Here is a 20,155-nt window from a genome sequence, read left to right as displayed (position 1 = left end):
CGCCGAGTTCCTGCTCACCCTGCGCCACCCGTGATCTCGCCCCACCCGTAACGTGGCCGGATGATCGAGTTGCACCTGCGCGGGCGCGTGGCGCCGGGGCGGCGCGAGGACCTGGTCGCGTTTCTCCGGCAGGCGATACCGTTCTACGAGCGGCCGGGCGGCATCCGGGTCCGGCTCATGTGGGACGTCGCAGACCCCGACCGGTTCATCGAGGTCGTCGAGTACGCCGATCAGCAAAGCCATGACGACGATCAGGCCAGGGTCGCCGACGACCCCGAGATGAGCGACTACCTGCGGCGCTGGCGCGAACTGCTGGCCGAGCCGCCCCAGGTCGAAACCTACCGCCACGACCCGCGACCACACCGCTAGCCGGGCCGTCGGGCAGGCCCGTAGCCGGTTGGAGTCGTGGTGCTCAGGTTTCCTCCGGGTGCATTTCGATGGCGCCGCAGGGGCATTCGGCGGCGCAGATTCCGCAGCCTTTGCAGTAGTCGTAGTCGATGGCGTAGCGCTGGCCGGGGCCGAGCTTGATCACGGCGTTGTCGGGGCAGACGCCCAGGCAGTTGTCGCACTCGAAGCAGTTGCCGCAGGACAGGCAGCGCCGGGCTTCGAACAGGGCGGTGGATTCGTCCAGGCCGCCGACGGCTTCGTCGAAGGTGGTGGTGCGGCGGGCGAGGTCGAGGGTGGGCCGGACGGTGGCCGGTGCATCGGAGTAGTACCAGGTGTTGAGCCGATCCTGGGAGGCGAGGGCGGGCTTGGGCGCGGGGGTGTACTGGGCGCCGCGTAGCCAGGCGTCGATGTTCTTCGCGGCTTTCTTGCCGTGTCCGACGGCGACGGTGACGGTGCGCTCGGAGGGGATCATGTCGCCGCCGGCGAAGACTCCGGGGTGGCCGGTCATCATGCCGGCGGTGACCTTGACGGTGCCGGCGTCGGCGCCGTCGCGTTCGATGTCCGCGACTCCGGCCAGCAGGGACAGGTCGGCTTGCTGGCCGAGGGCGAGCACCACGGTGTCGGCGCCGAGTTCTTCGAACTCTCCGGTGGGCTGGGGGAACCCGGACTCGTCCAGGCGCATCTTCTCCACGGTGACGGTGCCCGCGTCGGCCCGCGCGATGGTGGACAGCCAGCGCATCCGCACCCCTTCGGCAAGCGCCTCCTCGACCTCGATGTCGTGTGCGGGCATGCGTTCGCGGGTGCGGCGGTAGACGACCACGGCGTCGGTGGCGCCGAGCCGGCGGGCGGTGCGGGCGGCGTCCATGGCGGTGTTGCCGCCGCCGTAGACGACCACCCGGCGGCCGAGCATGGGCCGCTCGTCGTCTTCCATGCCGCGCAGCAGCGTGACGGCGTCGAGGATGCGGGCGCTGTCCCCGGCCGGGATGTCGGCTCGGCGGCCGATGTGCGCGCCGACGGCGAGGAACACGGCGTCGAAGGCCCCGTCGCGCAGGGTGGACTCCACGTCGGTGACGGTGCGGCCGGTCTCCAGGGTGACGCCCATGGCCAGGATCCGGTTGATCTCGGCGTCGAGAACGTCGCGGGGGAGCCGGTAGGCCGGGATGCCGTAGCGCATCATGCCGCCGGGCCGGGTGCCGGAGTCGCGGATGGTCACGGCGTGGCCGAGCAGGGTGAGGTGGTAGGCGGCGGCGAGGCCGGACGGGCCGGCGCCGACGACCAGTACCCGCTTGCCGGACGGCGGTGCGGTCACCTCAACTGTCCACTTGCGCCGGATGGCCTCGTCGCCGAGGAACCGCTCGACCGAGTTGATGCCGACCGACTCGTCGAGCTGTCCGCGGTTGCACGCGGTCTCGCACGGCCGGTAGCAGACCCGGCCCATGATGGCGGGGAAGGGGTTGTCCAGCATGAGCTGCCGCCACGCTTGTTCGTAGTGGCCTTCTTCGGCGTGGAACAGCCAGCGCTGCACGTTCTCCCCGGCCGGGCAGGCGTTGTTGCACGGTGGCAGCAGGTCGAGATAGACGGGTCGCTCGGTGCGCCAGGAACCGGTCTTGTTGGCCAGGCTGGAACCTACGTCCAGGGTGATCGCGAACGGCTTGTCCTTCATGGCTGGGTCTCCTGGTCGAGCAGGCCGAACCGGCGGATGTTGCGATCGGCCATGGCCTGGATGCGGTCGATGACCTCGCGCCGCGGAGTCTCGCCGAACAGGTGTGCGTAGCGGCCCTGCAGCCGCAGGTACTCCTCGACCGGCACCGGCTTGCGGATCGTGGACACGGCGACGACCTCGCCGCGTTCGGCCTCGAGCACCGGGAACAGCCCGGACTCCTTGGCCAGCCGAGCGAGCCGGATGGTGTCGCCGGCCGAGGCCGCCCAACCGAGCGGGCAGGGCACCAGCACATGCAGGTAGCGCGCCCCGTGGAACTCCATGGCGCGCCGCACCTTGTACTCCAGATCGCGCAGGTCGGCCACGGTCGCCGTGGCCACGTAAGGGATCTCGTGCGCCATCGCGATCAGCGGGGCGTTCTTTCCCTGCCCGAACACATTGCCAGGCTCCGGCCCGACCGCCTGGGTGGTCGCGGTGCGGGCCGCGCCGGGCGTGGCGCCGGAGCGCTGGACGCCGGTGTTCATGTAGGCCTGGTTGTCGTAGCAGATGTAGAGCACGTCGTCGTTGCGCTCGAACATGCCGGACAGGCAGGCGAACCCGATGTCCACGGTGCCGCCGTCGCCGCCCTGGCCGACCACCCGGACGTCGGTGCGGCCCTTGGCCTTCAGCGCGGCGGCGACGCCGGTGGCCACCGCAGGCGCGTTGCCGAACAGCGAGTGCAGCCAGGCCAGCCGCCAGGACGTCTCCGGATAGGGCGTGGAGAACACCTCCAGGCACCCGGTGGCGTTCACCGCGATGAGCTGGTTGCCGGTGGCGCGCATCGCGGCGTCCAGGGCGTAGCGCGCGCCGAGGGCCTCGCCGCAGCCCTGGCAGGCGCGGTGCCCACAGGTGATGCTGTTGGCCCGGTTCGGGTCGGCCTGCACACTGCGCGCCTCGGGATCGAGCAGTCGGTTGCCGACCGCGAAGCTCCCGGTCTGATAGAACTTGATCATCTGTGCGGGCATGGCGTCCTCACCTGATCCGGGCCGCGATCGCGCCGACGTCGCGCAGCAGGTTCTCCGCGATCGGCCCGGATCGCCGGGTCTGCCTGGTGCGGTGGAGCTCCCGCTCCACCAGGTCGGTGTTGAGGTCCAAGAAGGACAGTGGCGGGAGCCGGTCGGCGGTGGCGTCGGTGATCATGCGGCGCAGCGAGGCCCGAGTGATCACCCGGCCGCCGAGTCCGGCGATCACCGTGTAGCCGTGCATCGGCAGTCCGGACAGGGCCATCCGCACGTTGGCCGAGACGATGCCGCCGATGCCCACCGCGAACGCGCGTTCCAGCACCACGACCCGCTTGGCGTCGCGCAGATGATCGCGGACGTCATCGAGCGGGAAGGGCCGGAACGAGGTGATGCCGAGCACCCCGATCCGCTCGCCCTCGGCGCGCAGCTCGTCGACGGTGTCCTTGAGGGTGCCCAGCACCGAGCCGAGCGCCACCACGATGGTCTCGGCATCGTCCGTTCGGTAGGGCCGGACCAGTCCGCCGGAGTCGCGGCCGAACAGTCCGGCGAACTCGGCAGAGACCTCGGGGATGAGGTCCAGGGCCTGGATCTGCTTGGCGTGGGCCAGGTAGCGGACCTCGGTGAACGCCTCCGGTCCGACCATCGCGCCGATCGAGACCGGATCGGCCGGGTCGAGCACCTGCCGCGGCTCGTATTTCGGCAGGAACAGGTCGACCTGCTCCTGGCTGGGCACGTCGATGCGCTCGACGGCGTGGGTCAGCACAAACCCGTCCATGCACACCATCACCGGAAGCGACAACTCCTCGGCGATCCGGAACGCCTGGATGTGCAGGTCCAGCGCCTCCTGGTTGGTCTCGGCGTAGAGCTGGATCCAGCCGCTGTCCCGGACCGACATCGAGTCGCTGTGGTCGTTCCAGATGTTGATCGGCGCACCGATCGCCCGGTTCGCGACGGTCATCACGATCGGCAGGCCGAGCCCGGATGCGTTGTACACCGCCTCGGTCATGTAGAGCAGGCCCTGGCTGGCCGTCGCGGTGTAGGCCCGGGCGCCGGTCGCGGACGCGCCGATGGCCACCGACATGGCGGCGAACTCCGACTCGACGTTGACGTACTCGCACGGCGACAGCGCACCGGACTTCACCAGCACGCTGAGCTGCTCGACGATGTGCGTCTGCGGGGAGATGGGGTAGGCGCAGATCACCTCGGGCCGGCACAACGCGACCGCCTCGGCCACTCCCCGCGATCCCTCTAGTTGCCTAAGCATGGCTGGCGCCCCTGAGAAGGTTGCTAAGCATGAGCGATCTCTCCGATCTCGTCGCGGACGAAGGTGAACGCCTCCTCGGCGGCCGCGACGTTGCGCTCGGCGAGCGAGCCGGAGAACCGTTCGCGGATGGCCGCGGTCACCGATCCGATCGACACGACCCCGCTGGCCGCGGCGAAACCCCCGAGCAGCACGGCGTTGGGTACCGGTCGGCCCAGAATCCGTTGAGCCAGTGCGGTTGCCGGCACCACGAGCAGCCGCTCGGGACGCAGCCCCGAGGTCACCTCGCCGATACCCAGCTCGGCCACCGGTTGCCCGGAGTTGATCAGGAGGTAGCCGTCCGGCCGAAGACCCTCGAACACCGCCACCTGGTGCAGCAGCGTCGGATCCTGAACGATCAGGGCATCCGGCGCGACGATCGGCTCCCGGGTGCGGATCTCCTTCTCGGCGATGCGGCAGTAGGCGACCACCGGCGCGCCGGTGCGCTCCGAACCGAAGCTGGGGAACGCCTGGGCGTGCCGGCCCTCCAGAAACGCCGCGACCGAAAGCAGTTCCGCGGCGGTCACCACACCCTGCCCGCCTCGGCCATGTATTCGCACCTCGAACATGAACCCATCAAACGACGGCCCCCGGCGGCGCTCCAGGTACCAAAGGTCCCACATGTGCGGCCCTTGGACCCTTCGGCCGGAACCCGGCGTTGACGAGGCTGAAACCATGAAGATCGGTGTGCTGAAGGAGCGGGCGCCGGGCGAGCGGCGCGTGGCGCTGGTGCCCGGCGTGGTCGCCACGTTGTCGGCGACCGGCGCCGAGGTGCTCGTCGAGACCGGCGCCGGAGCGCCGGCGAACTTTCCGGACAGCGCGTATGACGCCCAGGGTGCGAGGTTGGTCTCCCGGGCGGAGATATGCCGGGAGGCCGACGCGATCGTCTGCGTCGGCCCGCCCGACGGCCTGGAACCGCGCCGTGGACAACTGCTGGTCGGCCTGCTCCGGCCGCACGAGCGGGCCGAGCAGCTACGCGCGTGGGCCCAGGCGGGGGCAACCGTGGTCAGCCTGGACCTGTTGCCGCGCACGCTGTCCCGCGCGCAGACGATGGACGCGCTGACCTCGCAGGCCACCGTGGTCGGCTACAAGGCGGTCCTGGTCGCGGCCAACGCCTATGGCGGCTACTTCCCGATGCTGGTCACCGCCGCCGGCACGGTGCGCCCGGCAAGCGTGCTCGTGCTGGGCGCCGGCGTAGCCGGGTTGCAGGGAATGGGCACGGCCCGGCGACTCGGCGCCGTCGTTACCGGCTATGACGTCCGCCCCGATGCCCGGGACGAGGTGCGGTCGGTCGGCGCCCGGTTCCTCGACCTGCCCGGTGGTCCGAACGGCGGCGGGGCCGGCGGGTACGCCCGGGAGCTGACCGACGAAGAGCGCGAGACCCAACAGCAGGCGCTGCGCACCGCGATCGGCGACGCCGACGTGGTGATCACCACCGCCGGGCTGCCGGGTCACAAACCGCCGGTCCTGGTGACCGAGGAAGCGATCAAGAAGATGCGCCCGGGCTCGGTCGTGGTGGACACGGCAGCCGGCCCGCTCGGTGGCAACGTCGCACTGTCCAAACCGGACACGGCGACTGTCGTCGACGGGGTGACGATCATCGGCGCCGGCAACCTCGCCGCCGCGCAGTCCGCCGCCGCGTCGACCGCCTACGCCCGAAACATCCAGGCCACCCTCGCCCAGCTGTGTCCCGGCGGGCAGCCGCGGATCGACCTGACCGACGAGATCCAGGACGCCATCGTGGTCGCGCACGAAGGAGAACTCCGCCATGAGTGCTGAGCTGCTGACCGACCTGACGATCTTCGTGCTCGCCCTGCTGGTCGGCTACGAGGTGATCAGCAAGGTGCCGCCCACCCTGCACACGCCGCTGATGTCCGGCGCCAACTCGGTGCACGGCATCGTGCTCATCGGCGCGATGATGGTCACGGCGGAGGCCCGCACCCCGGCCGGCTACGCGCTCTCGTTCGTGGCGGTGGCCTTCGCCGCGATGAACGTGGTCGGCGGCTACCTGGTCACCGACCGGATGCTGCACATGTTCCGGACCCGGTCATGACCGCCGTGGAGTCGGTGGTCCGGCTGATCTATGTGGGCGCCGCCGCGTGTTTCGTGCTCGGCCTGCACGAGATGAACTCACCCGCCACCGCCCGGCGGGGCAACCTGCTCTCCGCCGGCGCAATGGCGGCCGCCGTGCTGGCCACGGTGGTCCTGCTCGCCACGCGCGGTGGCATGACCGCGACCGGATGGACCGTGCTGGCCGCCGGGGTGCTGGCCGGCGCGGGGCCTGGCATGTACGCCGCCCGCACCGTGGCGATGACCGCGATGCCGCAACTGGTGAGCCTGTTCAACGCCGTGGGCGGCGGCGCGGCGGCACTGCTCGCCGCGGTCGACCTGATCGAGCACCGGGCGGCCGGGGTGTCGGCGACGACCGCGGTGGCGGGTTCGCTCGACATCCTGATCGGCACCGTGACGTTCACCGGATCCCTTGTCGCGGCCGGGAAGTTGCAGGGATGGGTGCCCGGCCGGCCGCTGCTGTTCCCCGGTGCGCGCGCGGTCATCGCCGGGCTGGCGGCCGTGCTCGTCGCCGGGGCGGTGTGGCTCGCCGCCGACCCGGCCAGCGTCGCCGCGCTCGCCGTCGTGCTCGGTGTGGCCGCGGTGTTCGGCGTCATGATGGTGCTGCCCATCGGGGGCGCGGACATGCCGGTCGTGGTGTCGCTGCTCAACGCGTGCACCGGGATCGCGGTGGCCATGGCCGGGTTCGCCATCGGCAACGTGCTGCTGATCATCGCCGGAGCACTGGTCGGCGCGTCCGGCGGCATCCTCACCAAGCTGATGGCCGACGCGATGAACCGCTCGGTCTTCGCGGTCATGGCCGGCGGATTCGGCACCGGCGACACGGGTCCGGCCGGGGGCGCGGCATCTGGCGCGGTCCACCAGACCACCGCCGAGGACGCCGCGATCCAGCTCGCCTACGCCGGCAAGGTGATCATCGTGCCCGGCTACGGTCTGGCGGCCGCCCAGGCGCAGCACGAGATCAGCGAGCTCGCGCGCTTCCTCGAGGACCGCGGCGTCGAGGTCAGCTTCGCCATCCACCCGGTCGCCGGACGCATGCCCGGCCACATGAACGTGCTGCTGGCCGACGCGAACGTGCCCTACCCGCAGTTGAAGGACATGGACGAGATCAACCCGGAGTTCGCCCGGGCCGACGTGGCGCTCGTGGTGGGCGCCAACGACGTCACCAACCCCGCCGCCCGCCGCCCCGGCAACGCCGTGTCCGGCATGCCGATCCTCGACGTCGACCGGGCCAGAAGCATCATCGTCATCAAACGCTCGATGGGCCACGGCTACGCCGGAATCGACAACGAGCTCTACACCAACCCCAAGACCGCCATGCTTTTCGCCGACGCCAAGAACGCCGCCGTATCGCTCCTGGTGGCGCTCAAGACCCTGGCGGGCCGGCGGTAGGTGCGGTCGGGTCCGCTGGACCGGGCAGTTGCAGATCGTCGATCGAGTGCCGGATGGCGCCGATCCGATCGTCTGTCCAGCTGACGGTGGGGTCGGGTTCGAGAAAGGCGGAGGCGATGCTGGCCAGGCCCAGTGCGGGCAGTGACCAGTCGCGGGTTTCGGTTGCTCCGAAAGGTTTTGCCGTGGTCTGGTGGGTGGCCAGTTCAGGGGTGGACAGCGCCATGAGGATCAGGCCCCGGGCGGTGGCGCTGGCCAGGGTGGCGATGGTGTCGTAGCCGGCGGCCAGCTCGGGGCGCAGGCGGTAACCGAACAGCTCGGCGACCTTTTGCCAGGCGGCGGCGACCCGGGTGATGAAGCCCTGTTCGGATTCGGCCAAGGTGCGCTGGATCTGGTCGCGCAGCTGGCCGTCGGCGAGGCTGTCGAAGGTCGCGTGCAGGGCGAGGTAGGTGCGCCACTGTGGGGAGCCGTAGAGCGTCTGGAAGTCGTACAGCGCGGCCTGGCGGAACAGCTCGAGCACGACGCTGTGGCGTCCCTCGCCTGTGGCCAGCCGGTCGGTGTGCTCGGCCACGACCTTCCTGATCAGTGCGAGTATCGCCGCGTTGTCGGCGGGGGAGGGAATTGCCGCCCTGGCCAGCTCGGCGACCAGGTCGGTGAAGAACAGGTCCTTGTAGGGCCAGCGGCGGTAGACCGCGCTGCGGGCGACGCCGGCCTCGCGGATGACGTCCTCGAAGCTGAGATGGTCCAGACTCACGGTCAGCCCGGTGCGGTTGACCATGGCCTGCGCCGCGTCGAGCATCCGCCGCTCGGTCTCCTCCTCGGAGAGCCGCCTGCTTCTGCGCCCCAGGCCGGTAGGAGCCGGTGTGCCGTCCCGCATCGCGGCACTCCCTTATTAGGACTTTGGACTCTGTGTCCCAAGTTTCATGTCTGACATAAGTGTAGTGGGGATCCCGCGAGAGGAGGCGAACCATGTGGCCCTATTCCGCCGAGCGCCTGCGTGCCATGTACGTCGGCGGCCGAGGTGACACCACCGCACGCCGGTTCGCCCGGTTCTGGGCGCGGGTGCACGCCATGGGGCTGCTGCCCCGCCGTTGGGTGACGCTCGAGGTGCCCGGCCGCCGCTCCGGGCGCCTGGCCCGGTTCCCCCTGGGCATGGCCGACTGGAACGGCCAGTGGTACCTGGTGTCGATGCTCGGTGAGCGGTGCGACTGGGTCCGCAACGTCCGCGCCGCCGACGGCCTGGTGGTGCTGCGTCGCCGCCAGGCCCTGGCATGCCGGCTGATCGAGGTGCCGGTCACCGACCGGGCCCCGATCCTCAAGCGCTACCTGGCGAAGGTGCCCGGCGCGCGCCCGCACCTGCCGGTCGACCAGCACGCGGCCCTGGCCGAGTTCGACGCCATCGCCGCCAGCTACCCCGTCTTCCAGGTTCTCTCCAACCACCACGACCAAGGACGGCCGACATGACCAGCACGACCGCTTCCACCATCCCGACCACCGGTGACCGTCCGGCGCGCAAGCGGCGCTGGGGTCGACGAATCCTCATCGGCCTCACCGCCGTCGTCGTGCTCCTCGTGGCTTCGGTGGTGCTCTACGTCAAGCTCGCACCCGTTCCCGCCCCGCTGGCGCTGCCGGCGACACCGGCGAACACGCCGGCCGGCGCGCTCGAGGGAACCTGGGACGTGGCCGAGGGATCCGAAGTCGGGTTCCGCATTCAGCAGACCGTCCTGTTCGTCACCGGCGACGTCGTCCAACGCACCCGCGCGGTCACCGGCGCCCTGACCGTCACCGGCAACCAGATCACCGCCGCCGACTTCCGCGTCGACCTCACCACGATCACCAGCAATGGCCAGGTCACCCCCCAACTCGCGCTGAGTCTGGACACCGAACACCATCCGCAGGCCACCATCACCCTCACCCAGCCGATCACCCTGGACCCGGCTTTCACCGTCGGCGGCACCGCCACCGCCACTGCGGCGGGCCGGCTCACCCTGCGCGGGATCTCCCGGCCGGTCACCGTCACCATCGCTGCCCGTCGGGACGGCGACGATTTGTCGGCCGCCGGCTCGTTCCCGGCCACCTTCGCCGAGTGGAACATCCCCAGCCCCACCGGCTACGGCCCGCTCGGCGACCTGGCCGACCACGGCACTGCCGAGTTCCTCCTCATCCTGCGCCACCGGTGAATCCCGCTGCTGTGCCTGACCTTCGGCGCGGCACCCGGGACGTTCGGCCGTGGCGATCCGCTGTTGGCCGCGCTGGACTGAAGCCACAGTCCAACCAGGACCGAGGAGGGATCATGACGACACCGGACACGCGGCCTGGGATCCCCACCCGCGGACCGCAGCTGACCGCTACCCAGGTGTGGCGGCAGCTCCAGCGGTCGTCGTTCGCAGTGATCAGCTATCGCACGCCGGCCGGTGACCCGCGGTCGAGCGGGGTGCTGTACGCGGCCGAAGGGCGGCGGCTGTACGTGGTTGTCGCCACGGACAGCTGGAAGGCTAGGCACATCGCGGTCGACGGGCGGGTCGCGGTGACCGTGCCGGTGCGTCGGGGCGGCCTGCTGTCGCTGCTGATGCCCATTCCGCCGGCCACGATCAGCTTCCACGGCAGGGCGACCGTGCGTCCGGCGGGCGAACCGGAGATCGGCGCATTGCCCGGCCGGGTGGCGCGCCTGCTGCCCACCGAGCGCCGCGCATCGTCGACGATCATCGAGATCGCGCCGGAGGGCCGGTTCGCCACCTACGGGATCGGCGTGTCCCTGCAACGGATGCGTCACCCGGCCGCCGCCCGGGCCACGGTCCCGGTGGCCGACCGGTAGCGTGGCGCGAATGTTGGAGCTGCATCTGCGGGGGCGAGTGGCGCCGGGCCGGCACGGTGATCTGGTCGCGTTTCTGCGTGAGGCGATCCCGTTTTACGAGCAGCCGGGCGGGATTCGGTCCGGCTGATGTGGGACGCCGCCGACCCGGACCGGTTCATCGAGGTCGTGGCATACGACGACCAGGACACCCACGACCGCGACCAGGCCAGAGTGGACAATGACCCCACCATGCGGGACCACCTGCGGCGGTGGCGGGACCTTCTGGCCGAACCCCCGCAGGTCGAGACCTACCAGCATGATCAGACCGCCGCACCGGTCCCCGATCGGTGACCATGGGCGGTGCCGGGCCGGGACGTTGGTCGGTGGCGGCCGTCGCGGTGCGGGGTCCATCGTGGACGAGTCAAGTCCCGTTGGGTTCCGGGGAGGTTGCCATGACCGGTTACCCGCATGATGGTCCTGTTCGCCCGCCGGCAGATCACAGTTGGATCCTGGTGGGATGGGTGCTGCCCCTGGTGGTCGCGATCGGGTTGACCCTCGCGACGGCCGGGTTCGGCGCCATCTTCATCCCGGTGGCGATCGTGATCGGCGTGCTGGCCACGGTGCTGCACCGCGGGCGGCGCACGGAGTAGACCGCTCGCCGCCCAACCCGGGTCAGCAGATGCGGGGCAGCTGCTCGCCCACGAGCATGTCGACGATCCGCGACGAGCCGACCAGGGTGCGGGCGGTGACCCAGCCGGCCGGGTCGGCACCGACCCGGCCTATCTCTTGGGCCTGCTGGCCTTCGGGTGTGGCGCGCATCGCGGTGAGCACTGCGTCGGCCCGGTCCGGGGCGACGAGTGCGACCAGGCAGCCTTCGTTGGCCACGTGCAACGGATCGAGACCGAGCAGGTCGCACAGCGACGCGACCGGCGCCGGCACGGGCAGCTCGGATTCAGTGATCTCGATGGCCACCGACGCGGCGGCGGCGAGTTCGTTGAGCGCGCTGGCCAGACCGCCGCGGGTGGGATCGCGCAGCGCATGCACGGCCGGGCCACCGGCCGCGATCATGGCCGCCACCAGGCGGTGCAGCGGCTGGCTGTCCGAGCTCAGGTCACCGGCGAAACCCAGATCCTCCCGGGCGGCCAGGATCGCCGTGCCGTGCCGGCCGATCGGGCCGGACAGCAGCACCACATCCCCCGGGCGACCGGAGGCCGCGCTCACCTCGGCACCCGGCAACCGCACCCCGATGCCCGTGGTGGTCAGGTAGATCCCATCCGCCGCGCCGCGCCCGACCACCTTGGTGTCGCCGGCAACGACCGGCACACCCACGGCCGCCGCGGCGGCGGCCACCGAGTCGGTGATCCGGCGCAGGTCGGCCAGCGGCAGGCCCTCCTCGAGGAGGTAGGACAGGGTCAGCGCGACCGGCCGGGCGCCGCGCATTGCGATGTCGTTGACCGTGCCGTGCACGGCCAGGGAACCGATGTCCCCACCAGGAAAGAACCGAGGCGTGACCACGAAGCTGTCCGTGCTGACCACCACTTCCGGCCGGTCCAGGTCGAGCACCGCGGCATCTTCCAGCGGGCCGTGCATTCCCAGTGCGGGCGTGATGACCTCGCCGAGCAACTCGGCCATGAGCTGGCCACCGGAGCCGTGCCCGAGCAGCACCACCTCGGTCTCGGTACGGGGCACCGGGCAGCTGAAGGCGGTCGACGACTCGCTCGCAGGCTCGCTCATGTCGTCTCCTCGCAGGCTCGGATCCGCCGCGAGCGGACGCCCTGTGATATTGATTCGCTCGCAGGCTCGCTCATGATTCCTCCACGGTGGACGGCCGGCGGCCGGCGTTGTGATAGGCCGCGCAGGTGCCCTCGCTGGACACCATCGGTGCGCCCAACGGTGTACGCGGCGTGCAGCGCACCCGGTAGGCGGTGCAGTCGGTGGGGACCTTGGTACCGCGCAGGATCGCCCCGGCGATGCACTCCGGGTTCTCCCGCACCGCGATCGTGCCGGTGGCGAACCGGGTCTCGGCATCGAAGTCGGTGAACGCCCCGGCCAGGCGCAACCCGCTGGCCGGGATCGGTCCGATCCCGCGCCAGGCCCGGCCGGTCACCTCGAACACTTCGGCCACCGCCGCCTGCGCGGCCGGGTTGCCCGATCGCCGGACGGCGCGAGCGTACTGGTTTTCCACCGCCGCGCGGCCCGTCTCGAGCTGCCGCACGGCCATCAGGATCCCCTCCAGCAGGTCCAGCGGCTCGAACCCGGTGACCACGATCGGCACCCGGTACCGGGCGGCGATCGGCTCGTACTCGGTGAAACCCATCACCGCGCACACGTGCCCGGCGGCCAGGAATGCCCGCACCTCGTTGTCCGGCGCGTCCAGGATCGCGGTGATCGCAGGTGGCACCAGCACATGGCTGACCAGCATGCTGAAGTTCGCCAGCCCGGCCCGGGACGCGCGCAGCACGGCCATCGCGTTGGCCGGCGCGGTGGTCTCGAACCCCACCGCGAAGAACACCACCTGCCGGTCCGGGTGCTCCGCAGCGATCCGCACCGCCTCCAACGGCGAGTACACCACCCGGACGTCACCACCGCGGGCCTTCACCCCCAGCAGATCCCCGGTCGTGCCCGGCACCCGCAGCATGTCCCCGTAGCTTGTGAAGATCACCCCGGGCCGTCCGGCGATCGCCACCGCCTTGTCGACCATCTCCAGCGGCGTGACACACACCGGGCAGCCGGGACCGTGCACCATCCGGATCCCCGCCGGCAGCAGTTCGTCGATGCCTTGTCGCACCAGGGTGTGCGTCTGCCCACCGCAGACTTCCATGATCGCCCACGGCTGGGTCGCGACCGCCCGCAACTCACCCAGCAACCGCCGAGCCAGCTCCGGATCGCGGTACTCCGCCAGGTACTTCACGACGCGCTCGCCGCCGGCCCCAGCTCGGTCTCCAACGCGCCGGGCATGGCCCGCAGCACCGCCAGCGTCCGCGCCGCCTCGTCCTCGTCGACCACTGTGATCGCGAACCCCACATGCACGATCACGTAGTCACCCACCCCGGCCTCCGGCGTGTAGGCCAGGCACACCGTGCGCCGTACCCCACCGAAATCCACCGTTCCCGTGCGCAGATCCGGCCGATCCGCCGGCACCTCCACATCGAGGATCCGCCCAGGCACACCAAGACACATACCCACACGCTGGCACGCCATCCGGCGACCGCGGCAGAGACCAAGGTCCCGAGTGGATCAGATCGGCCTGGACCACCCGGTCAGCTTCAGCGCTGCGCCACCGGGACTGACCGGTCGAGCACCGCGAGCTGCTCCCGCAGACCTGTCGTGAAGACGTCGAGATCGGGATAAGCGTCCCGGTCGGCGGTCACGGCGATGGCGAACTGGTCGGTGTAGGACAGTGCGCCGACGCCGAGGGCGACGTTCGCGATCAGCGGCAGGATCGGGAACACCTCGAGCAGGCGTGCCCCGGCCAGGGAGACCGGTCGCGGTGGGCCGGTCAGGTCGGCCGTGGTCACGTTCACCGGGTAGCGGTCCAGAACGGACAGCAGGGCGCGCCGGGCGATCCGGCCGCCGAACGCGCTGCCCAGCGGAGGATGGCTCATCGCCTTGCGGACGGTGGTTTCCGCGGCGATGCGGTACAGCCGCAGGCCTGGGTCGGCGATCCCGACCGGCAGCGGAACCACCATCTGCCCGATCAGGTTTCCCCGCGCCTGAGCGCGGTCCGGTTCCGGGCGCAGCGAGACCGGCACGTAGACCGGCAGGTTCAGTCCGTCGACCCGTTCTCCCCGGCCGCGCAGCAGCGCGGCCAGGCCACCAGCGGTGACCGCCAGCAGCACGTCGTTGACGGTGCCGCCGTGCGCATGCGCTATCCGCTTGACCGCCTTGAGATCGGCCCGGACCAGAGCCAGCGACCGGTCCGGTCCGGCGAAGCGGTTCAGGCTGGTCGCGGGCGCCGCGGCCCCGGTGGGCACCGGTGGCAGTGCGGCGTGCAGCCGCCGCGCGGCGCGCGCCGGGTGAGCGAGCGTCGCGCGCAGCTTGTCCCTGTGCCGCTGGAGGTTGTCGACGAACAGTTCCCAAGCCGCCGGTTGCGGTGCCGGCGCCCACGGCGGGACCGGTGCCACGGTAGCGGTGTCGAGCAGGGCGCCGATGGTGGCGATTCCCGCGACACCGTCGGCGAGGACGTGGTGCAGCCTGATGAACAGGCCGACCCGGCGCCCGGGCAGGCCCGGCAGGAAGCACAGCTGCCACAACGGCTGCGAGCGGTCCAACCGGTGGCGGCACAGCCGTTCGACCGCCGACAGCAGCGTGCCCTCGTCGCCCGGCGCCGTGAGTGGGACAACCCGCACATGCTGGGCGATGTCGAAGGACGGGGCATCGGTCCACAACGGACCGCCCAGCCCGCGCCGCGGCACAGCAAGCACCTGCCGCAACCGTGGGGCCAGGTGCAGGCGGGCCTGGACGGCTGCCCGCACCGCCTCGATCCGGAACCGGCCGCCGGGCTCGAACAGGGCCGCGCCGTCGAGCACGGCAAGCGCACCGATCTCCTGGGGCCAGGCCGCATCCGGCCACAGCATGAGCAGATCCTCGGCGCCGAGTCGCTCCATCACCGGCACCCCCTTTCCCCGCCAGCGTGTGGCGTCACCGGCAGGCAAGCCAGGGACGTTCGACCCGCCGATCCGAGCCGATCGACTCCTTTCTCCGCGCCCGGAGCAGAGCAGCGTCGGTGCTGGACCCACCAGGAGGAGCCATGTCTGAGACCGATCCACTCGAGATCACCGCCAGGGTCAACGCGATCCTCAACCGCCGTCCCGCCGTCGGTCTGGCGATCGGCGTCGTGCGCAACGGATCTCTGGAGTACTTCCACGCCCACGGGGTCGCCGACGTCGACTCACGCGCGCCCATCACCGAGGACACCGTCTTCCGGATCGCCTCGATCACCAAGACCGTCACCGCGATCGCCGTTCTGCAACTGTGGGAGCAGGGCCTGATCGACCTCGACGCCCCTGCCGCCGACTACCTGCGCGCCTACCGGCTGGTCCCTGCAAAAGCCTTCTTCCGGCCCGCGACCGTGCGCCACCTGCTCACCCACACGTCCGGCATCCCCGAGGTCGTCCATCCCAGCGACCTGCTCCGCCGGCTGTTCGGGGAGACCGTGCCGGCCGGAGCACCGGTGCCGGCACTGACCGAGTACTACCGGGGCCGGCTGCGCATCCAGTCCGAGCCGGGTACCCGGTTCGTCTACACCGACCACGGCTTCGCCACTCTCGGTCAGATCGTCGAGGACATCAGCCGGGAACCGCTCGACCGGTACTTCCGCGAGCACATCTTCCAACCTCTGGGCATGACCGACACCGACCTCGTCCGCTCCACCCGCATCAAGGACCGCCTGGCCACCGGCTACACCCTCGGCCCCCACGGTCCCAGGCGGGTCGCCGACTACGAGATGGTGCCCGCGGCCGCATCCTCCGTCTACTCCACCCCCAGCGACATGGCCCGCTACCTGGCCGCACTGCTCGGCGGCGGCGCCAACGAGTTCGGCCAGGTGCTCAAACCGGCCACGCTGGCCACCATGTTCGAACCCCACTACCAACCCGACCCACGCATTCCCGGCATCGGACTGGGTTTCTGGCGCGGCACCACCGGCGGCCACGCGATCGTCGAACACGGCGGCATCCTGCCCGGCTTCAACTCACAGATCTTCGTCGCACCCGATGCCGGACTCGCCGTCATGGCCTTCACCAACGGAGCCAGGGCGGCCATGCTCTGGCTCCCCGGCGAAACCGCCGGCCTGCTCAACCACCTGCTCGGCGTTCCGAGCGAGGCGATCCGCACCGACATCCCGCACCGCCCCGAGATCTGGCCCGAGCTGTGTGGCCGGTACCAGCTACCCGCTCGCCTCACCGACGCCCGCGCCCGCGAAATGGTCGGCGCCGGCGTCGAGGTCTTCACCCGCGGCGACCAACTCCGGCTCCGCGTCCTGACTCCCATCCCCACCCTCTACCGCGGCCTCGCCCTGCACCCCGACGACCCCACCGACCCCTACGCCTACCGCATCGACCTCACCCGCTACGGCATCGGCACCGCCCGCATCCTCTTCACCCCCAACAAGGTTCACCTCGACCTGCTACCACTGACCCTCCACAAGCGACCACCCGCCACCACCCCCCGACTCTGGGCCCTCGCCACCCTCGCCACTCTGGCCACCCGCTGGCACCGACGCCACCGCCCCTGCCGCACAACCGACGTGCCGGTTTGACGGTGGAGGACTGCCAGGACGGGGTGGCGGCTGATGTGCATCTCGCAGGTTCAAATCCTGCTGCGCCCACTCGACTCTGGACAACCCTGCTCGGCAGCTTCGCTGCCTCGCCGGCCCCCCAAACCCCCCACGGTGCCAGCTCCTGCTGACCCGGCGCTGGGCGCGATGGCAGGGGGACCCCGGGTTGGTCCACTCGGCTCTGGACGAACCCTGCTCGCCGGCCCCGCCACCCGTTTCGTGCTGGGGTGGGGCACGTTTTTAGGGTTTCGTGCTGTAGGGTGCTGAGGGTGGAGTGTTTGGTGTGTGGGCGGGGGTTGCCGGCGCGTAGTGGGACTGGGCGGATTCGTCGGTATTGTGGTTCGACGTGTCGTAGTCGGGCGCGGCGGATGCGGGCGCGTGTCAAGGATGGGTTGACAGAGGGGTCGCGTCAAGCGATTGTTGACAGCGTGCTGAGTGATCCGTTGGTTGCGGTGAGCGGGGCGTTGCGGATGGTCCGCGGCGCGGAGGCCGAGCTGCGGGCGGCGGTCGAGTCGGCCAGAAGCGCAGGGCACACCTGGCAGGAGATCGGCGACCTGCTCGGCACCAGCCGGCAGGCGGCCTTCCAGCGGTTCGGCCGCGCCCTCGATCCGCGCACCGGAACACCGCTGGGCGAGCCCGCGCTGCCCGACGCGGCGCGGCGGGCCGAGGATCTGGTGATCGCGGTCATCGAGTGCCGGTGGAACGACGTTCGCCGGGACTTCGACGAGCGGATGCTCGAGGCGGTCGACGAGGACCTGATCGAGCTGGCCTGGACCCAGACCGCCAGCCAGGTCGGCCGCTACGAGCGCATGGGCGAGCCGGTGGTTGTGGCCACGACGGACTACACGACCGTCGACGTGCCCCTGTACTTCGAGGCGGGCGAACGGAACGTGCAGGTGACCTACCGCGCCGGCGGCCAGGTGGCCGGGTTGTGGATCCGGCCGGTCGATCGATGAAGGGGGAACACATGTCCAGACACCTGGTGACGGTCTGCGTGACCGTCCTCGTCGCACTCCTGGGTGCGCCCGCGGCGTGGGCCGCGGCCCCGACCGCCGAGCGGCAACTGGACTGGGTGGTGTCGGCGTCGGGCCGAGTTCCGGTCAGTGAAGAGGAAATCCGCGAACACGTGTCGAGCGAGCTGCTGGCCGCGGCCGGCGGCCCGGCCGGGATCAACGCCGCGCTGGCTCGGCTTGGCCGGCTCACGCTCGCCGAAATCCTTACGGTGCAACCGGATCACGTCGTGGCGCGGGTGAGCGGTCCGGCCGGCGACTACCTCCTCGAGGTGCATGTCGACGCCGCCGGTCTGCTCGACGGGATCCACGTCACCTTCCACGATCCGCCGCCCACGTCCTGGCCGGCGGTGGACGAGCGGCTGGCCGGGCTCGGCGCCCGGGTGTCGTTCACCGCGTCGCGGGTGGGCCGGGACGGGCGCTGCCGCGCCGTGCACGAGATCGACGGAAACGTGCAGCGGCCGCTCGGGTCGGCGTTCAAGCTGTACGTGCTCGGGGCGCTGGGGACCGCCGTGGCCACCCGCCGGACGGCGTGGACCGAGGAGTTGGCGATCCGGGACGACTGGAAGAGCCTGCCCTCCGGGGTCCTGCAGGATGAGCCGGCGGGCACCCGGCTGACCCTCGCCGAGTACGCCGACAAGATGATCTCGATCAGCGACAACACCGCCACCGACCACCTGATCCACCGGCTCGGGCGCGAAACGGTGCAGCTGCAGCTGTTCCTGTTCGGCAACCGGCGGCCGGCGGCCAACATCCCGTTCCTGACCACGAAAGCGTTCTTCGAGCTCAAGGCCGCCGAGTATCCGGCCCGGGCGGAGGCCTACCTCGCGCTGCCCCGCTGGGCCAGGCCCGCGGCCGTGACGCGGCTGGAACGCCTGCCGCTGACCGGACTCGCCGGCTGGACGGCTCCGGAGAAGATCGACGAGATCGAATGGTTCGGCTCCCCGGCCGACATCTGCCGGGCGTTCTCCGGGCTGCGGCGCCAGAACCAGCCGGAGATCGACCACGCCCTGTCCCTCAACGACGGCGGCCTGGGACTGGACCGGTCCCGCTTCCCCACGGTGTGGTTCAAGGGCGGCAGCGAACCCGGCGTGCTCACGCTCAACTACCTCACCGGCACCAGCACCGGCGACACCTTCGTCACCAGTCTGATGATCTCCGACCCCAACGCTGCGCTCGACGCCGACCGCACCGTCGGCCGGAGCCTGGCCATCATCAAGGGCGCCTTTCAGCTCATGAACCCGTAACCGGGGCTGATCCGGTGCGGGCCCGGATGTAGGTGGGCCAGTCGCTGGTGAGTTGGTGGGCGAAGGCTTCGTGGATGGCGTGCCGTTCCTTGTTGGTCAGGCGTTCGGCGGGGGCGTCGGGGTAGCGGACGGTCAGGCCGTGCCGGGAGGAGTCGGTCAGAAGGCTGTGCGCGCGTTTGCTAATTGTCATCGTCAATGCCGGTATCGGGAGGGTGGGAATTGTGGACACGGCGTTCTGCCAGTCGATGCCGAGTTTGAGAAAGCTGCTGTCCTTGCTCTCCAGCCACCGGGAGATGTCGCTGATCCAGACCACTCGCTGGCCCGGGTGCTCGCGGACGTAGAGGTCGGCGAAACCCAGTAGCTGTCCGACATCCTTGGGTAGGTCGGCCCGCGGCACGCAGGGCGGCGCGATGGCGTGTGCGGCCTGCGCCATGGTGTCGAACATCGAGGGCCAGTCCGACGCGAAGACCAACCAATACCGCGGATGTTCCGGCGGGGTGTCCAATACGAATGCTCCTTCGGCGACCGTCATCTTCCCCCCGGTCGCCGTTTTATCTCCCGGTCCGGATCGTGGTCAACCGCCGTCCGCGCGGGACAGCTAGCCCGAGCGCAGCAGCCGCGGGAAAACGACGGTTACCGGTCGGCGCGGAGCAGGCCGTAGAGCACCAGATCCGTGGCCGCGCCGGACCGCAGCACGCCTTCGAAGCGGAACGACGCGCCCTCGAGGGCCTGGCGGGTGCGGCTGTCGTCGGCGCTCGCGGTGGCCTCGATGCGGTCGATCGGCGTGGTCGCGAACAGATGGTCGGTCAGGAGCCGGTAGGCGGCGGTGGTGTCGCCGGAGGAGTACGGGGTGATCCGGATCTTCCAGGCGGCACAGCCGCCATGCTCGACGGCGTGCCAACTCGCCGCACCGAGCAACGCATGCGTCACCGGGTCGAGCAGGCTGGCGCGGTGCACCGCGGGCGGGATGGCCGCCGCGGTCCGGTGTTCGGGGTCGGCCCTCGGGTCGTCCGCCCAGGC

22 protein-coding genes and 1 pseudogene are annotated in these 20,155 nt (G+C 70.8%); 12 read left to right on the top strand and 11 right to left on the bottom strand.

Features of this window, described 5'->3' with window-relative positions; all coding sequences use genetic code 11:
- Nucleotides 1-60: 60 nt before the first annotated feature.
- On the top strand, nt 61-369 hold the full coding sequence (locus VFO68_RS15520) for a putative quinol monooxygenase (RefSeq protein ID WP_325158991.1): 309 nt from the start codon (nt 61-63) through the stop codon (nt 367-369).
- A gap of 43 nt (nt 370-412) precedes the next feature.
- Here the strand turns inward: VFO68_RS15520 and VFO68_RS15515 are convergent, their stop codons facing one another.
- From VFO68_RS15515 to VFO68_RS15500, 4 genes are read right to left on the bottom strand one after another with little or no spacing between them, the layout of a single operon-like run.
- The gene (locus VFO68_RS15515) at nt 413-2,050 is read right to left on the bottom strand and encodes an NAD(P)-binding protein (RefSeq protein ID WP_325158990.1); all 1,638 of its coding nucleotides are present in this window, start codon (nt 2,048-2,050) and stop codon (nt 413-415) included.
- Entirely contained in the window at nt 2,047-3,051 is a 1,005-nt protein-coding gene (locus VFO68_RS15510) for a thiamine pyrophosphate-dependent enzyme (RefSeq protein WP_325158989.1), read from the bottom strand. The genes VFO68_RS15515 and VFO68_RS15510 overlap by 4 nt, the downstream gene beginning before the upstream one ends.
- 7 nt (nt 3,052-3,058) lie before the next feature.
- Nucleotides 3,059-4,282, bottom strand: coding sequence for a transketolase C-terminal domain-containing protein (locus VFO68_RS15505; protein WP_325158988.1), 1,224 nt, complete (start codon nt 4,280-4,282; stop codon nt 3,059-3,061).
- A 53-nt stretch (nt 4,283-4,335) separates the two neighbouring features.
- A complete protein-coding gene (locus tag VFO68_RS15500) occupies nt 4,336-4,917 on the bottom strand; it encodes a 2-oxoacid:acceptor oxidoreductase family protein (protein WP_325158987.1) in 582 nt (193 codons plus the stop codon).
- 106 nt (nt 4,918-5,023) lie between these two features.
- Here VFO68_RS15500 and VFO68_RS15495 point away from each other — a divergent pair, with 106 nt between their 5' ends.
- The 3 genes from VFO68_RS15495 to VFO68_RS15485 are packed head-to-tail and all read left to right on the top strand — an operon-like array spanning nt 5,024 to nt 7,810.
- Nucleotides 5,024-6,127, top strand: coding sequence for an NAD(P) transhydrogenase subunit alpha (locus tag VFO68_RS15495; RefSeq protein ID WP_325158986.1), 1,104 nt, complete (start codon nt 5,024-5,026; stop codon nt 6,125-6,127).
- On the top strand, nt 6,117-6,401 hold the full coding sequence (locus VFO68_RS15490; RefSeq protein ID WP_325158985.1) for an NAD(P) transhydrogenase subunit alpha: 285 nt from the start codon (nt 6,117-6,119) through the stop codon (nt 6,399-6,401). The genes VFO68_RS15495 and VFO68_RS15490 overlap by 11 nt, the downstream gene beginning before the upstream one ends.
- The gene (locus VFO68_RS15485; protein ID WP_325158984.1) at nt 6,398-7,810 is read left to right on the top strand and encodes an NAD(P)(+) transhydrogenase (Re/Si-specific) subunit beta; all 1,413 of its coding nucleotides are present in this window, start codon (nt 6,398-6,400) and stop codon (nt 7,808-7,810) included. The genes VFO68_RS15490 and VFO68_RS15485 overlap by 4 nt, the downstream gene beginning before the upstream one ends.
- On the opposite strand, the gene VFO68_RS15480 is transcribed toward VFO68_RS15485, so the two are convergent.
- Nucleotides 7,785-8,684 (bottom strand): TetR/AcrR family transcriptional regulator, encoded by a 900-nt coding sequence (locus VFO68_RS15480; RefSeq protein WP_325158983.1) that lies wholly within the window; start codon nt 8,682-8,684, stop codon nt 7,785-7,787. The genes VFO68_RS15485 and VFO68_RS15480 overlap by 26 nt on opposite strands.
- Nucleotides 8,685-8,776: 92 nt before the next feature.
- On the opposite strand from VFO68_RS15480, the gene VFO68_RS15475 reads away from it, so the two are divergent.
- The 5 genes from VFO68_RS15475 to VFO68_RS15455 all read left to right on the top strand — a co-directional run bounded on the left by VFO68_RS15475 (nt 8,777) and on the right by VFO68_RS15455 (nt 11,251).
- Nucleotides 8,777-9,271 carry a nitroreductase/quinone reductase family protein gene (locus tag VFO68_RS15475; protein WP_325158982.1) on the top strand — a complete coding sequence of 165 codons (495 nt, stop codon included), beginning with the start codon at nt 8,777-8,779 and terminating at the stop codon, nt 9,269-9,271.
- A complete protein-coding gene (locus tag VFO68_RS15470) occupies nt 9,268-9,987 on the top strand; it encodes a YceI family protein (RefSeq protein ID WP_325158981.1) in 720 nt (239 codons plus the stop codon). The genes VFO68_RS15475 and VFO68_RS15470 overlap by 4 nt, the downstream gene beginning before the upstream one ends.
- Nucleotides 9,988-10,100: 113 nt before the next feature.
- Nucleotides 10,101-10,622 (top strand): pyridoxamine 5'-phosphate oxidase family protein, encoded by a 522-nt coding sequence (locus VFO68_RS15465; protein WP_325158980.1) that lies wholly within the window; start codon nt 10,101-10,103, stop codon nt 10,620-10,622.
- A gap of 126 nt (nt 10,623-10,748) precedes the next feature.
- A complete protein-coding gene (locus tag VFO68_RS15460) occupies nt 10,749-10,952 on the top strand; it encodes a hypothetical protein (RefSeq protein ID WP_325158979.1) in 204 nt (67 codons plus the stop codon).
- 170 nt (nt 10,953-11,122) lie between these two features.
- The gene (locus VFO68_RS15455) at nt 11,123-11,251 is read left to right on the top strand and encodes a hypothetical protein (protein WP_325158978.1); all 129 of its coding nucleotides are present in this window, start codon (nt 11,123-11,125) and stop codon (nt 11,249-11,251) included.
- Between the two features lie 22 nt (nt 11,252-11,273).
- Here the strand turns inward: VFO68_RS15455 and hypE are convergent, their stop codons facing one another.
- The 4 genes from hypE to VFO68_RS15435 all read right to left on the bottom strand — a co-directional run bounded on the left by hypE (nt 11,274) and on the right by VFO68_RS15435 (nt 15,208).
- Nucleotides 11,274-12,335, bottom strand: a complete 1,062-nt coding sequence (gene hypE, locus VFO68_RS15450) for a hydrogenase expression/formation protein HypE (protein ID WP_325158977.1) — start codon at nt 12,333-12,335, stop codon at nt 11,274-11,276.
- A 70-nt stretch (nt 12,336-12,405) separates the two neighbouring features.
- On the bottom strand, nt 12,406-13,512 hold the full coding sequence (gene hypD / locus VFO68_RS15445; RefSeq protein ID WP_325158976.1) for a hydrogenase formation protein HypD: 1,107 nt from the start codon (nt 13,510-13,512) through the stop codon (nt 12,406-12,408).
- Nucleotides 13,509-13,769 carry a HypC/HybG/HupF family hydrogenase formation chaperone gene (locus VFO68_RS15440; protein WP_325158975.1) on the bottom strand — a complete coding sequence of 87 codons (261 nt, stop codon included), beginning with the start codon at nt 13,767-13,769 and terminating at the stop codon, nt 13,509-13,511. The genes hypD and VFO68_RS15440 overlap by 4 nt, the downstream gene beginning before the upstream one ends.
- 98 nt (nt 13,770-13,867) lie before the next feature.
- Nucleotides 13,868-15,208: a wax ester/triacylglycerol synthase domain-containing protein gene (locus VFO68_RS15435; protein WP_325158974.1), complete on the bottom strand. Its 1,341-nt coding sequence runs from the start codon at nt 15,206-15,208 to the stop codon at nt 13,868-13,870.
- A gap of 143 nt (nt 15,209-15,351) precedes the next feature.
- Between VFO68_RS15435 and VFO68_RS15430 the strand changes: the two genes are divergently transcribed.
- From VFO68_RS15430 to VFO68_RS15420, 3 genes are all read left to right on the top strand, one after another.
- Nucleotides 15,352-16,860 (top strand): serine hydrolase domain-containing protein, encoded by a 1,509-nt coding sequence (locus VFO68_RS15430; protein ID WP_325158973.1) that lies wholly within the window; start codon nt 15,352-15,354, stop codon nt 16,858-16,860.
- A 446-nt stretch (nt 16,861-17,306) separates the two neighbouring features.
- Nucleotides 17,307-17,834 carry a DUF3887 domain-containing protein gene (locus VFO68_RS15425; RefSeq protein ID WP_325158972.1) on the top strand — a complete coding sequence of 176 codons (528 nt, stop codon included), beginning with the start codon at nt 17,307-17,309 and terminating at the stop codon, nt 17,832-17,834.
- An 11-nt stretch (nt 17,835-17,845) separates the two neighbouring features.
- The gene (locus VFO68_RS15420) at nt 17,846-19,135 is read left to right on the top strand and encodes a serine hydrolase (protein WP_325158971.1); all 1,290 of its coding nucleotides are present in this window, start codon (nt 17,846-17,848) and stop codon (nt 19,133-19,135) included.
- Here VFO68_RS15420 and VFO68_RS15415 read toward each other — a convergent pair.
- The gene (locus VFO68_RS15415) at nt 19,122-19,580 is read right to left on the bottom strand and encodes a hypothetical protein (RefSeq protein ID WP_325158970.1); all 459 of its coding nucleotides are present in this window, start codon (nt 19,578-19,580) and stop codon (nt 19,122-19,124) included. The genes VFO68_RS15420 and VFO68_RS15415 overlap by 14 nt on opposite strands.
- 188 nt (nt 19,581-19,768) lie before the next feature.
- Nucleotides 19,769-20,155, bottom strand: a pseudogene (locus tag VFO68_RS15410) (GNAT family protein); the annotation flags it as partial.

Origin of the sequence: Actinophytocola sp. (assembly GCF_035712165.1) — a bacterium.
In the GTDB taxonomy this organism is placed as follows: Bacteria; Actinomycetota; Actinomycetes; order Mycobacteriales; family Pseudonocardiaceae; genus DASYTH01.
Note: the sequence above shows the minus strand (reverse complement) of the source record. Positions and strands in the feature narration are given on the sequence as shown.

Excerpts from the sequence above, each read along its gene's own strand:
- VFO68_RS15520 (WP_325158991.1), top strand. The coding sequence starts at position 61 with ATGATCGAGTTGCACCTGCGCGGGCGCGTGGCGCCGGGGCGGCGCGAG.
- VFO68_RS15515 (WP_325158990.1), bottom strand. The coding sequence starts at position 2,050 with ATGAAGGACAAGCCGTTCGCGATCACCCTGGACGTAGGTTCCAGCCTG.
- VFO68_RS15510 (WP_325158989.1), bottom strand. The coding sequence starts at position 3,051 with ATGCCCGCACAGATGATCAAGTTCTATCAGACCGGGAGCTTCGCGGTC.
- VFO68_RS15500 (WP_325158987.1), bottom strand. The coding sequence starts at position 4,917 with ATGTTCGAGGTGCGAATACATGGCCGAGGCGGGCAGGGTGTGGTGACC.
- VFO68_RS15495 (WP_325158986.1), top strand. The coding sequence starts at position 5,024 with ATGAAGATCGGTGTGCTGAAGGAGCGGGCGCCGGGCGAGCGGCGCGTG.
- VFO68_RS15490 (WP_325158985.1), top strand. The coding sequence starts at position 6,117 with ATGAGTGCTGAGCTGCTGACCGACCTGACGATCTTCGTGCTCGCCCTG.
- VFO68_RS15485 (WP_325158984.1), top strand. The coding sequence starts at position 6,398 with ATGACCGCCGTGGAGTCGGTGGTCCGGCTGATCTATGTGGGCGCCGCC.
- VFO68_RS15480 (WP_325158983.1), bottom strand. The coding sequence starts at position 8,684 with ATGCGGGACGGCACACCGGCTCCTACCGGCCTGGGGCGCAGAAGCAGG.
- VFO68_RS15475 (WP_325158982.1), top strand. The coding sequence starts at position 8,777 with ATGTGGCCCTATTCCGCCGAGCGCCTGCGTGCCATGTACGTCGGCGGC.
- VFO68_RS15470 (WP_325158981.1), top strand. The coding sequence starts at position 9,268 with ATGACCAGCACGACCGCTTCCACCATCCCGACCACCGGTGACCGTCCG.
- VFO68_RS15465 (WP_325158980.1), top strand. The coding sequence starts at position 10,101 with ATGACGACACCGGACACGCGGCCTGGGATCCCCACCCGCGGACCGCAG.
- VFO68_RS15460 (WP_325158979.1), top strand. The coding sequence starts at position 10,749 with ATGTGGGACGCCGCCGACCCGGACCGGTTCATCGAGGTCGTGGCATAC.
- hypE (WP_325158977.1), bottom strand. The coding sequence starts at position 12,335 with ATGAGCGAGCCTGCGAGCGAGTCGTCGACCGCCTTCAGCTGCCCGGTG.
- VFO68_RS15435 (WP_325158974.1), bottom strand. The coding sequence starts at position 15,208 with ATGGAGCGACTCGGCGCCGAGGATCTGCTCATGCTGTGGCCGGATGCG.
- VFO68_RS15430 (WP_325158973.1), top strand. The coding sequence starts at position 15,352 with ATGTCTGAGACCGATCCACTCGAGATCACCGCCAGGGTCAACGCGATC.
- VFO68_RS15420 (WP_325158971.1), top strand. The coding sequence starts at position 17,846 with ATGTCCAGACACCTGGTGACGGTCTGCGTGACCGTCCTCGTCGCACTC.
- VFO68_RS15415 (WP_325158970.1), bottom strand. The coding sequence starts at position 19,580 with ATGTTCGACACCATGGCGCAGGCCGCACACGCCATCGCGCCGCCCTGC.